General features: G+C 58.3%; 11 protein-coding genes. 6 read left to right on the plus strand and 5 right to left on the minus strand.

Features of this window, described 5'->3' with window-relative positions; genetic code table 11:
• The first annotated feature begins 80 nt into the window (after positions 1-80).
• The 3 genes from ACWNMW_RS04430 (at position 81) to ACWNMW_RS04440 (ending at position 3,585) form a co-directional block, all read left to right on the plus strand.
• Positions 81-1,448, plus strand: coding sequence for a uracil-xanthine permease family protein (locus tag ACWNMW_RS04430; RefSeq protein ID WP_034501103.1), 1,368 nt, complete (start codon positions 81-83; stop codon positions 1,446-1,448).
• Positions 1,449-1,580: 132 nt separating this feature from the next.
• Positions 1,581-3,044, plus strand: coding sequence for an MFS transporter (locus ACWNMW_RS04435; RefSeq protein WP_449490167.1), 1,464 nt, complete (start codon positions 1,581-1,583; stop codon positions 3,042-3,044).
• Positions 3,031-3,585: a TetR/AcrR family transcriptional regulator gene (locus ACWNMW_RS04440; RefSeq protein ID WP_314213105.1), complete on the plus strand. Its 555-nt coding sequence runs from the start codon at positions 3,031-3,033 to the stop codon at positions 3,583-3,585. The genes ACWNMW_RS04435 and ACWNMW_RS04440 overlap by 14 nt, the downstream gene beginning before the upstream one ends.
• A 17-nt stretch (positions 3,586-3,602) precedes the next feature.
• Here ACWNMW_RS04440 and ACWNMW_RS04445 read toward each other — a convergent pair whose 3' ends face one another.
• From ACWNMW_RS04445 to ACWNMW_RS04465, 5 genes are all read right to left on the minus strand, one after another.
• Positions 3,603-4,202: a LytR C-terminal domain-containing protein gene (locus ACWNMW_RS04445; protein WP_034501097.1), complete on the minus strand. Its 600-nt coding sequence runs from the start codon at positions 4,200-4,202 to the stop codon at positions 3,603-3,605.
• A 39-nt stretch (positions 4,203-4,241) separates the two neighbouring features.
• Positions 4,242-4,640 (minus strand): DUF1304 domain-containing protein, encoded by a 399-nt coding sequence (locus ACWNMW_RS04450; RefSeq protein ID WP_449490168.1) that lies wholly within the window; start codon positions 4,638-4,640, stop codon positions 4,242-4,244.
• A 194-nt stretch (positions 4,641-4,834) separates the two neighbouring features.
• Positions 4,835-5,560 carry an anaerobic ribonucleoside-triphosphate reductase activating protein gene (locus ACWNMW_RS04455; RefSeq protein WP_449490169.1) on the minus strand — a complete coding sequence of 242 codons (726 nt, stop codon included), beginning with the start codon at positions 5,558-5,560 and terminating at the stop codon, positions 4,835-4,837.
• A complete protein-coding gene (locus ACWNMW_RS04460; RefSeq protein ID WP_034501090.1) occupies positions 5,557-7,428 on the minus strand; it encodes a ribonucleoside triphosphate reductase in 1,872 nt (623 codons plus the stop codon). Before ACWNMW_RS04460 ends, ACWNMW_RS04455 begins: the two co-directional genes overlap by 4 nt.
• A 210-nt stretch (positions 7,429-7,638) precedes the next feature.
• Positions 7,639-8,709 (minus strand): phosphatase PAP2 family protein, encoded by a 1,071-nt coding sequence (locus ACWNMW_RS04465; RefSeq protein WP_052040813.1) that lies wholly within the window; start codon positions 8,707-8,709, stop codon positions 7,639-7,641.
• A 233-nt stretch (positions 8,710-8,942) separates the two neighbouring features.
• Between ACWNMW_RS04465 and ACWNMW_RS04470 the strand changes: the two genes are divergently transcribed.
• Genes ACWNMW_RS04470 through ACWNMW_RS04480 form a run of 3 tightly spaced genes read left to right on the plus strand, consistent with a single transcriptional unit; the run spans position 8,943 to position 12,414 of the window.
• Complete coding sequence (locus ACWNMW_RS04470; RefSeq protein WP_034501088.1) at positions 8,943-9,392, plus strand: YbjN domain-containing protein; 450 nt, start codon at positions 8,943-8,945, stop codon at positions 9,390-9,392.
• The gene (locus ACWNMW_RS04475) at positions 9,389-9,976 is read left to right on the plus strand and encodes a type III secretion system chaperone family protein (protein ID WP_034501087.1); all 588 of its coding nucleotides are present in this window, start codon (positions 9,389-9,391) and stop codon (positions 9,974-9,976) included. The genes ACWNMW_RS04470 and ACWNMW_RS04475 overlap by 4 nt, the downstream gene beginning before the upstream one ends.
• Entirely contained in the window at positions 9,973-12,414 is a 2,442-nt protein-coding gene (locus ACWNMW_RS04480) for a DEAD/DEAH box helicase (protein ID WP_449490170.1), read from the plus strand. The genes ACWNMW_RS04475 and ACWNMW_RS04480 overlap by 4 nt, the downstream gene beginning before the upstream one ends.
• The last annotated feature ends 1 nt before the right edge of the window (position 12,415 follow it).

Consider the following 12,415-nt stretch of genomic DNA (forward strand, 5'->3'; position numbering starts at 1 on the left):
GTTCAAGCGCAAAAGAAGGCTATGATGGTGTTCCGACCGGTTTCGGCCCAGACCTTTTAACTGATCGGAGATTTAACAGCATGTCTGTTGCACAATCTGGATTCTTCCGCTGGAAACTTCATGGCGATGGCACCAGTATTGCTCCCGGGGACGTAGTTCTTCCCGGCGAACGTCTTTCTTGGCCTCGAACAATTGGAATTGGCGCACAACACGTCGTTGCAATGTTCGGGGCAACTTTTTTGGTTCCCTTGCTCACCGGATTCCCGCCGTCAACGACGCTGTTCTTCTCGGCAATCGGAACGCTCCTCTTCTTCCTTATCACTGCAGGACGACTCCCAAGTTATTTGGGGTCGTCCTTCGCTTTAATTTCGCCGATCATGGCCGTCTCCGGAATGCAGGATCTCGGTCCGAGCTTCGCTCTGGGCGGCATCATTGCCACCGGCGCAACCCTGGCTCTTGTCGGCATCATCGTTCACTTCGCAGGTGTGCGCTGGATTGACGCCATCATGCCCCCGACCGTCACCGGCGCAATCGTCGCCCTCATCGGTCTGAACCTTGCGCCCGCCGCATGGAACTGGGTCAAGACCGGCCCCATCACCGCCGTCATCACGATCGTCTCGATCTGCTTGATCACGGTCCTCTTCAAGGGCATCATCGGCCGCCTCTCCATCCTCTTCGGCGTCCTCATTGGCTACATTGCTGCAGTGTTCCAGCACGAGGTCAAGTTCGATGCAGTTCGCGAGGCCGCATGGTTCGGTCTGCCGCAATTCCACACCCCCTCCTTCTCCGTCTCCACTCTGGGCCTCTTCGTCCCCGTGGTCTTCGTCCTCATCGCCGAAAACGTCGGCCACGTGAAGTCCGTGTCCGCAATGACCGGCGAGAACCTTGACGATCTGACCGGACGCGCACTCTTCGCAGACGGTGTCTCCACCATGCTCGCAGGTGCGGGCGGCGGTTCCGGTACGACGACCTACGCCGAGAACATCGGCGTTATGGCCGCAACCCGCGTCTACTCGACGGCTGCCTACATCGTCGCAGCATGCTGCGCCTTCCTGCTCTCCCTCATGCCCAAGTTCGGTGCGCTCATCGCAACGATTCCCTCCGGTGTCCTCGGCGGCGCCGGTACCGTTCTCTACGGCATGATCGGCATGCTCGGCGTGCGTATCTGGGTCCAGAACCGCGTGGACTTCGCCAACCCGGTCAACCTCAACACCGCTGCTATCGCACTGATCGTCGCAATCGCAGACTTCACCTGGGACATCAGCGGCATGACCTTCGGCGGTATCGCCCTGGGCACCGGCGCTGCGATCATCGTCTACCACGGCATGCGCGGCATCTCGAAGCTGCGTGGAACCAACCTTGAGCAGGCCTCGCCCGCTTCGGCTCCCGCGGGATCCGAACTCGAAAGCGAACCCTACGCTTCACGGCATCGCTCCACTCAAGCCTGATCGACTCTGATTACTCGGGGCCGGGGGTGTTCGAAAGGACACTCCCGGCCCCGGCTTTTACCCACAACGGTCTACACTCACATCCAGTAACTAAACCGGACGTCCGTTACAGTTATGTGCTAGCATCTTCGCATGCGCTCCGAATCGGCCCGAGCTCGTTGGGCCTTCTTGCTGATCATTTCCCTCGGGTTATTCATCGTTGCTGCAGATAACTCGATCCTCTACGTTGCGCTTCCCACCCTTCGAGCCGAACTCCACACGAGCCACCAACAAGGCCTGTGGATCATCAACGCCTACCCCCTTGTCCTCGCTGGCCTGCTCCTCGGAACCGGAACACTCGGAGACAAAATCGGGCACCGTCGCATGTTCGAAATCGGACTCACGATTTTCGGCATCGCATCGGCGGTCGCCGCATTCGCACCCAACGTTGGTGTTCTCATCGGCGCTCGCGCATTCCTCGGAGCCGGAGCAGCAGTCCTTATGCCCTCCACACTCGCCCTCATCCGTCAGACCTTCTTCGAACCCCGCGAGCGCAACACCGCGATTGGGATCTGGGGCTCAGTCGCGACAGTCGGCTCCGCCGTCGGGCCCCTCCTGGGCGGCTTCCTCCTGACCCACACCTGGTGGGGCGCAGTCTTCCTCATTAACATTCCGATCGTCATCATCGCTCTTGTAGGCACCTACCTCATTGCGCCGGACAATTTCCCCAACCCCAAGCGAAATTGGGATTTCATGTCCTCCCTCTACGCAACCGTCACCATGGTTGGCCTGGTCCTCACCATCGAAAATCTGGCTCACACCCCCATCGACACGACTTTGGTGACAACGGGAGTCGTCCTCTTTGCGATCGGCCTCGCTCTATTCGTCCACCGCCAGCACTTCCTTGACACTCCGCTCCTCACCCTGGACGTCTTCAAGAGCCGCCTTTTCACCGCCGGTTTCCTCGGTGCGTTTCTTGGAATGTTCGTCGTCTCGGGAATTGAAATCCTCACAACCCAGCGCTTCCAACTCTCCGCCGGGTTCACCCCACTCCAAGCCGGCCTCGTGACCGGCGCTGTCGCAATCGCTGCTTTCCCCGGCGCAATCTTCGGTGGCCGCTACGTTGACCGCATCGGTTTTCGGACGGTCATCTCGGGAGGCTACGTCATCGCGACCATCGCTGGAATACTTGCGTTCTTTGCCATCCGCGAAGGTTTCTTCCCGCTCTTCATGATTGCCCTAGTCCTCGTTGGTACGGGTACCGGCCTGGCCATGAGCGTCACCTCGACCGCGATCATCGGCTCCGCTCCCGCGCACCGCACTGGTATGGCCTCGGCAATTGAATCGGTTTCTTACGAATTTGGAACCATGCTCTCGGTTGCCATCCTCGGCTCGCTGATGTCACTTTTCTACACAATCAACGCCGCACCCGAGGTTGCACATAGTATGGATGCCTCGGCTCATAATCCGGCTCTTGCCCCCATAGCCGCCGCCGCTATCGATACCGCCTACACGTGGACGCTGTGCATCGCGATTGCAGTCTCTTTCACTGCTGCCGTCGTCACCGCCGCGCTTCTGACAGACAATCCGAAGGAGACCAAGTATGCGCACGAGTAAAAAATCCCTGCTCATTCAGGCCGCCCTCGAGATCATCGATAAGAAGAGCCTCGACGCCCTGACCTACGATTCACTGGCGAAGGCCTCAGGAATGTCGAAGTCCGGCCTGCTCTACCACTTCCCCTCGCGCGCGGCGCTGCTTTTGGCGCTCAACGAGCACTTGGCCTCGTCGTGGCAAGCAAGCCTGCTCGAGGCCGCGGGCGCCCCGCCCGAGGAACTTTCCCCCCGCGAACGCTTGCGCGCCGTCGTCGAGGTACTCTCGCAAAGCGCAACCCGCGCAGACCTCTTGCTTGCTTTGGATACGCACACCAGCGAAGAAGGCGCCGAGGTGTGGGACAACATTTTGGGCCCCTGGCTGCTCCCGCGTGAGGAAATCCTTGCGGATCCAGACATTTACCTGCTGTACATCATCGCCGATGGTTTGTGGGTCCACGACCACATCAATTCCTACGATCTGACCACCCAGGAACGCCGCGCGCTGATTTCTGCGGCTCTGGCCTATCTGGACTCGCTTCCAGACCTTTCACACGCTCGCTTTTAGCAGCGCGCCGGCAACTTTTACTTCGTCGACTTCACCAGCAGACAGGTGCTGGGGCCTTTGAGGTTGTCGTGGTTTTCCTGCACGCGCTGCAAATCTTCGGCGGTCAGTGCGCCGTTGTAGAGCGAACCCAGAAGAACCGTGACGCCGGGTTCGGTATTGTCGGTCAGGGTCACTCGCGATGAGGGGAAGAAACGCGCCACCGTGTAGGCCTGGTCCACTGACTGCGGGCCTGCCTGGATTTGTGCCGATCCCGCATACTCCGGTGAGGAGTTGGAGGGGTCAGCGACCTGGAAACCGACGGTCTTCAGCATGTCCGAGGCGTCGCGCGCAACCCCTGAACGCGAGGTTGTGTTCAGTACTTGAACCTTGATTCCCGAGGCCGCGAGGGGCTGGGTTTCTTCGCTGGGGCAGGGGATATCGCCCGCCGAGGCGTACTCGACCTTCGCGGAAAAACCGTTGAGGAAGGGGATGGGAAGGATTCCCGTCAGCACCAAAAGGCTCAACACACTGACGCCAGCCATGACTGAGAACACGATCGAGAAGATCGAGTTCTGCTTGAGCTGGCGTTCGCGGCGGTAGAGCTCGCGTCGGGACAGTTGAGGTTGTGGTGCACTCACAGAACTAACCTACTTCACCGACGCTACTTTGTGCACGAATTAGACCAGGAAAATCAGTGTCATCGTTGCAACCAAGGCGATGACGGCGAAAAGCGGAAGGGCTCCCTGCTTAATGGCTGCGCTTCGCTTATCCGGCGAGGTGATGAAGAGGAGCAGTGCTGCGGCGAGCATCGAGCCGGTCCCAAAGAGCATGAGGGCGAGGCCAACGGCCGGGGACGCGAACACGTAGACGAGGACCCCTACGAATACCTCAAGCGCGAGGAAGAGGTTGTAAAAGCCTTGGTTGAAGGCCATTTCTTTCGTGTTTTCAGCCGCTTCTGCACTCATGTTGAAGGTTGCGCGGGTGCGCTCGGAGGTCCAGGAGATTGACTCCATATTGAAGATGAAAACGTGAAGCAGCGCGGAAAGAATGGCAAAAGCCATTGCAACGATCATCATGGGGAAAGCTCCTCACGCATGTTGATGTTTGAGACTCAATGAGTCTACGCCGGATAGCAGTTGTCGGGAGCGCGATATCACGCGCTCCCGACAACCCATAGCCGCTGCACTCAACCCCACTTCAGTGCACATCGCGGCCATTGACACGCTCGGCTCCTCCCCATGACACACGGAGCAACCGAGCTCGTCGTTTTCTAGGCAGGTCTGAACTGAAAAGATTCAAACCCAAGTTTTTCAATGTCATCGGCCAAGGATTGGACCTCGAGGTCCCACGCAGCGTCCCCGGCGTTAAAACCCTGGGCTGTCCCCAATGCACGTGCCTGCTGCAAAGCGAAGTGAGTTGCCCCCAGCTCCTTCACACAAGAGGCAACCTCGTAACCATCACGAGGCCCATCGGGGTACACCGTGAGGCGCACCTCATAGGGAACCCCAGAATCGAGGACTTCACCCAAGCTCTCCCACGCTTTCGGCCCCGCATTTGGGCGCCCAGCCACGGCCTCGTAATTGGGACCAGACATCGCCTTGATGTCGATACCGACCCAATCCACAAGGCCGGTGCGTAGGATCTCGCGCAGACGCGCGGGATAGGGACCCGCCGTATGCAATCCAACCTTGAAACCAAGCTCACGCACGCGTTGCATGGCCGGGAGGACGGCCAACTGGCGCGTGGCCTCGCCACCGGAAAAGACCACGCCGTCGAGCAGACCCCGACGCCGACCCAGCAGTTCCTCGACACTCTCCCAAGAAACCACTCCCGGGATCTTCGGGTCGATAATCGCCTGATTGTGGCAGTACGGGCACGCCCAAGGACACCCCTGGGCGAACACCGTCGCCACAAACTTCCCCGGCCAGTCCACGCTGGACATCGGGGTCAGACCCGCGATCTGCAGGTCCGAGGCGGTCAAGGTTGCAAGGTTCATCGCTGGTCCACGGGCGGGAAAGCGCTCACCAGTTCGCCATGCTCAGACGCCGCAGCCTCGGAGAACATCGTGCGCTCGGCGTACTCACCCTTCTTGCCGATATTGAAGGACTTCACGGGACGGAAGTAGCCCATGACGCGGGTCCAAACCTCGCACTCTTGGGGTTCGCGCTCGGGGTGAGCGTGAGCGCACTTCTCGCAAGTGAAGTGTTCGCCGGCGAGGTAGCCGTGTACGGGGCAAATCGAGAAGGTCGGGGTGATGGTGATGTAGGGGACCTTGAAGGCGGTGAGTGAACGACGCACCATTTCCTTGCAGGCCGCACCCGAGCTCATGCGCTCGCCCATGTACAGGTGCAAGACCGTGCCGCCCGTGTACTTGCCCTGCAGGACTTCCTGATCTTCCAAAGCCTGGAAGGGATCGTCGGTGTAGCCCACGGGAAGCTGCGAGGAGTTCGTGTAGTAAGGCTGTTCCTCGGTTCCGGCCTGAAGGATTCCCGGGTAGTGCAAGCGGTCAGCCTTCGCGAAACGGTAGGTCGTTCCTTCGGCGGGGGTTGCCTCGAGGTTGTACATGTGGCCGGTGGCTTCTTGGAGCTCGACCATGCGTTCACGGATGTGGTCGAGGATTGCGCAGCACATGTCGAATCCCGCGGGATCGGTGATGTCGTAGGCGTCGCCCGAGAAGTTGCGGACCATCTCGTTCATGCCATTGACGCCGATGGTGGAGAAGTGGTTGTTCAGGTGGCCGAGGTAGCGCTTGGAGTAGGGGAAGAGCCCGTGATCCATGTGGTACTGAATCGTTTCACGCTTTGCCTCCAGGCTCTCTGAACCAACGTTGATCAGTCGGTCCAGTTCCTTGACGAGGCCGTCCATGTCTCCCGCGAAACGGTAGCCCAGGCGCGCCATGTTAATGGTGACAACACCGATAGAACCGGTCAGTTCTGCTGAACCGAAAAGTCCGTTTCCGCGCTTGAGCAGCTCGCGAAGATCCAGCTGGAGACGGCAGCACATCGAGCGAATCATGTGCGGGTCCAGATCGGAATTGATGAAGTTCTGGAAGTAGGGCAGACCGTATTTCGCGGTCATTTCGAAAAGGGCCTCAACGTTTTCGCCCTCCCAATCGAAGTCGGGAGTGATGTTGTAGGTCGGGATGGGGAAGGTGAAGACGCGGCCATCGGCGTCTCCCCCGGTCATGACCTCGATGAAGGCACGGTTAACAAGGTCCATTTCCTTCTGGAGCTCACCGTAGGTGAAATCAACGATCTCATCACCGATCAGCGGGTGCTCATCAACCAAGTCATCGGGGCAGGTCCAGTCGAAAGTGAGGTTGGTGAAGGGGCACTGGCTTCCCCAACGCGAAGGCACGTTGAGGTTGTAGATCAGTTCCTGCATGCACTGAAGGATCTCGTCGTAGGTCATATTGTCCAGACGAACGAAAGGCGCCATGTAGGTATCGAAGGAGGAGAAGGCCTGGGCTCCGGCCCACTCGTTCTGCAGCGTGCCAAGGAAGTTAACAATCTGACCGCACGCGGAAGAGAAGTGCTTGGGGGGCGCCGAGGCGATCGCGCCGCTGACCCCGTTAAAGCCCTCCTGAATGAGGCGCTTAAGTGACCATCCTGCGCAGTAGCCGGCGAACATATCGAGATCGTGGATGTGAATGTCACCGTTGCGGTGTGCCACGCCCGCTTCGGGAGAATAGACGCGCTCCAACCAGTAGTTCGCAATCATCTTTCCGGCGGAGTTGAGGATCAAACCACCCAGTGAGTATCCCTGGTTGGCGTTTGCGTTGACGCGCCAGTCAGAGCGGTCGAGGTATTCCTCGATCGTTGAGATCGCGTCGATTTCGTAGCGTGTTGAGGGAGACGTAGTCACGATTGACCTTTCAGGCTTACTTGGCATCATCGCTGTGGAGGCACAATATCTAGTGCTTGAGACGAACGCATCCCACAATATCTAGTGGCAATACTGAAGGGGTGGGGGCGACATGCGGAGTGTCGCGACTCGCGCAAAATGCACAATTTACGCGCGGCGGTGCACGCCTCGATCAAAGCCCTGAACAGACTGTGAATAAGTTTTGCGTATTTACTCGCCTGAGAGGCGATCAACCTCGTGGATCACGAGGCCACCAACTGCAATCACCGCAAAAGAAGAAATCCCCGCAAGCACATGAGCCCTGCGCGGCAAAGCATCCAAGAACTCCGCATAGGTAATACCCCCGGAGCCCATCTGCGCCAAATCATTGGGAGTCAATGCCCACAGGGAATACACCAAGCCCAAGGCAGCGACAATCGCACTTGCAAGCGCAATAACAACCATCGCCTTTTGCACAGGAACCCCGTGACGAGGCCTGTCCTCCAGAGGACACAGGATCAACGCCCAAAAACCGCACACGGCCATCGCCACCAGCACATCTGAAGGACGATGCCAGCCAAACATCATGACGGAAATTCCCACAAGCGAGGTCCACAGGTACCCGATCCACGCCGCTGGGCCTCGGAACCATTCGGGAGCAATCATCACCAAGGCCAGTGCAAGGGACATCGCAACAGTCGTGTGACCGGAGGGAAGAGAATTCACTGTCGCAGCGGACATGTGGTAGTCGGGGCGCTCAATCAGAAGCTTGGCAACCTGGGTCGTCGTATTGGCTGCGATCACCATTCCAAGCGCGCGGCCCGCAAGAGTTGGGCGACGACGCAGCCAGGCAATAACAACAACCACTACCCCGATAATGATCATTGCCGGAACAGAGATGATGTGCGTAACCGTGCGGCCAAGAGAGCCGAGCGGGTCAGCCCAGCGCATTGCCGCTTCCATTGACAAGGTGTCAATTGCTTGGCCCTTGACGGTAAAGATCGCGAGGAAAGCGATGATGGCGCTGAGGAACGCGCACCCTGCCGCGGCGCTAATGCGCCGGAAAAGGCGAGGGCGGTAGCGCCTGGAGGCGGTCTTTGCCGGCGGCGGCGAGGCCGGGCGGTTGATGCGCCCAAATGCGGGACGCGCACCTCGAGGTCCTTCGGGGTGGGCCGAGGCCTCGGGAAGGGTACGCGTTGCACCCTCCCCCACGGATGACGCGCCCGTGGAAGGTGCGGAAAAGACTTCGGTTTCACCATTGGTGGAGGGAGTTTCGGAAAGGTGGGACTGACGCCCTGTCATCGGCTACTCCTTCCCTCTAGGCACCGTCTTCGAAGGCTTTATTTTAGTCATCAATACAGAGGTTTATCTATCTGAATGCTTGGTTTTTACTTGGTTGACCGGGATGACTTTGCCGAATTTTTCCCATCCCTTATCTCGAGCCTCGACCCCGCGCGTCGGTTAAAGTGGAGAAGTCAACAAGCGTGAGTCACGGTGACGAAACGCTACCTTACGACTCCGATCAGGGGTGCTACGTGTCGCTTTCACCGGTCAACACCGACCGTATTCGCGCGGTTCTCCACGGCCACGATCTGAATTTCGGAGAGTCTTCGGAAGAAGAACTCGCCGTACCGACGCGTAATGCCGTCTATTTTTGGAACACCTCGAATCCCCACATCCTTCAGTTGCGCGCACATTGGCGTGGGATTGCAACCGATGACGCTCAGTTCGCTTCCCTTGTTGAAGAGGTGCGGCGCTGCAATTCAACGCGGACCGGCCCGAAGGCGTATCTCGCTCCTTTCGAGGACGGTCGCCGATACGGCTTGATCGCCGAATGCGACATTGTGGCGACGAACGGGCTTTCAGAAGCTCAGCTCGATGCGTTTTTCGAAACCTCGATGTCGATGATGATGGGGTTCTTCTCCGACCTTGAGGAGACTCTCTCCGACTTTGTGACGTGGAACGAGGAGGAAGATCACGCATGAGCACTCTTCCAGGCCCCTTCGCTATTCCGAACGATTCAACGACTCCGTACAAGGTGACTTTTGATCGTCTGATGCGCGCTTTGGCCGATCTCCAGTTCCAGGCCGATGTTTTGGCCGAAAACCGGGCCGCCGGTGCAGTCTTCGACGGTATCCCCTTCTTGCTGAGCATGGATTCTGCCGAGCGTTTCCTATCGATCCGCGCGGTATGGGACACCGATTTTGATGCCGAAACCGCGGGGCACCCGCTTTTCGCCGCCGCAGATTCGTGGAATCGTGAGAAGTACTTCCCGACCGTGTATTGGATGCTCGACCCCGAGGGCTCCCTTCAGGTCTGCGCAGATTTTGCCGTTGATACCTCCGCAGGATTGTCAGATCAGCAATTGACCGACCACCTGGGAGCCGGAATTTCGACGGGTATCGACGCAATCCGTTACATGCAAGAGGCAGCGACTCAGACTCTTGGGTGGAGCGCTCCCGAAAGTGCTCCCTATACGCAGTCTGATACTGACGTGCCCTTCCCTTCTCAAACTGACGAGGCCGGCGCTCCGCCCGCCCGCTCCGGTGCGGCTTTCGGCTTGGGATGAGCACTCACTCACAGGCCCTTCTTGACATCATTCGCGCTCGCGGAAATAGTGGTCAATTCGTTGATTACCGTTTTCTTCCCGCGCGCGCGGCTGAGTATGGTTCCTGGCCTGATTGGCTCCCCTCGTCCCTTGTTTCTGCATGGAAGAAACAAGGCGTAGATTCTCCATGGCTTCACCAGCTCCGAGCGCTCCAGGCAATTCACTGCGGTCACGATGTTGTCATTGCGACGGGTACAGGTTCAGGCAAATCCCTGGTCGCATGGACGCCCATCCTCTCTGACCTCCTCAATGCCGAGGTCTCGAGCCGCATTTCCGATATCCACCATCGGCCCACGTGCCTATATCTCTCGCCGACGAAGGCCCTGGCTGCGGATCAGCTCCACTCGCTCAATGAGCTCATTGGGGCGCTCCCCGAGCAGTTGTCCGTCGCGCTTGCTGATGGAGATACCCCTCGCGAGGCCAAGAATTGGGCGCGCGCTCACGCCGACATTGTCCTGACGAATCCGGACTATCTGCACTACATCATGCTTCCAAACCACGAACGCTGGATGCGCGTGTTGGCATCTTTGCGTTACGTGATTGTTGATGAGATGCACCAGTGGCGCGGTGTGAGCGGAAGCCATATTTCCTTGGTTTTACGTAGACTCTTGCGTATTGCACGACACCTCGGCGCACGCGTTCAGGTGATCATGATGTCGGCAACCTTGTCAGATCCGCAGTCTGTTGCGCAAGCAATGATCGGACGCGAGAAGGTTGATGCCATCACCGAAGACACATCGGGGCGCGGCACCCACCACGTTTTCATGTGGGAGGGGCGCGAGGTTCCTCGCGAAGATGAAGTTTCAATTGAGTCTTTCCTTTCTGCCCTGCAAGCCGCCGAGGCGGGCGAAGAAGCAGTTCTTGAAGCACCTACTCAGCGCCTTTCTGCACAAACCGAAGCCGCTCTGCTCTCCGCCGAGTTGGTCCGCAATAATGCGCGCCTCTTGACCTTTGTCCGCTCTCGAGGCGGCGCGGAAACTGTCGCTGCTCAAACTCGCGAGAATCTCCACGACAGTCCCGAGCTTGCCTCTACAGTTGCCGCATACCGGGGAGGTTTTCTCCCCGAAGAGCGACGCGCCTTGGAAGCCGCACTCCGCTCCGGTCAGCTTCGAGCCTTGGCAACCACTTCCGCTTTGGAGATGGGGATCGATATTTCCGGTTTGGACGTCACGATCACTGCCGGTTGGCCGGGTACGCGAGCATCTTTCTGGCAGCAGGTTGGTCGATCAGGACGAGCCGGTGCGGAGGGTATTTCCGTACTGATTGCTGGTGATAACCCGCTTGATTCTTTCCTCGTGCACCACAGCGATGAGATCTTCTCCCCTGTCGAGGCCGCAGTTCTTGACCCCGACAACCCCTGGGTTTTGCGCGATCACCTGTGCGCCGCAGCTGGAGAGATTCCTCTTTCTGACAGGGAAGCCACCGAAGTATTTGGACCGCGAGCGCCCGCACTTTTAGCGCAACTTGGCGCCGAGGGCCAGCTTGTAAACCGCAGTGGTGGCTGGCGCTGGAATATCACCTCCGATGAGCAACCCTGGGATCGCATTCAGATCCGTGGCAGTGGTCGCGATGTTCAAATCGTTGATGCTCGAAGTGGAAGCATCATCGGGTCGGTCCCCCAAGATTCTGCAGATTCACAGGTGTTCCCTGATGCGATTTACATACATCAGGGACGAACCTTCCATGTTCTTTCTCTTGAGGAGGGGCCCGCAAGGCTGGCATACGTTGAAGAAGTTCGCACACCCTTACGAACCAGAGCACAAGACGCTGTCTCCATTCGCATCGTTGATGTAGATGAGGAATGGGTGAGCGGGGACAGCTTGGTTCATTGGTACCGAGGGAGCGTCGATGTGACTCGCCAGGTCACGGATTTCGACCTGCTTCGGCTTCCCGGCTTGGAGTTCATTTCCAATACTCAACTCGCCATGCCCGAACGTACTTTGCGTACCCAAGCGTGTTGGTACACCCTCTCCCCATCAACGATGGCCTCTTTAGGGATTGATCGAGGCAGTGTCTTGGGTGCTCTTCACGCTGCCGAGCACGCATCTATCGCCCTACTGCCATTGTGTGCGAATTGCGATCGATGGGATTTGGGTGGATTGTCAACGAATCTGCACACGGATACGAACTTACCGACAGTTTTCGTCCACGATTCGTATCCGGGTGGCGCGGGTTATGCGCATTTTGGGTTTAAGCATGCCAGGGAGTGGATTGAGCGTACTTACCAGGCTGTCGCAGAGTGTCAGTGCCACGATGGTTGCCCGCGATGTATTCAATCTCCGAAGTGCGGCAACGGAAATGAACCCCTTTCGAAGGAAGGTGCACGTCGCCTCTTGGAGTTCCTCTGTGAGCATTCCCCCTTCGAAGAAATTCACAGAAAACTTCCAGATACAAAATAGT

The sequence above is a fragment of the Actinomyces sp. Marseille-QA0893 genome (genome assembly GCF_976954355.1).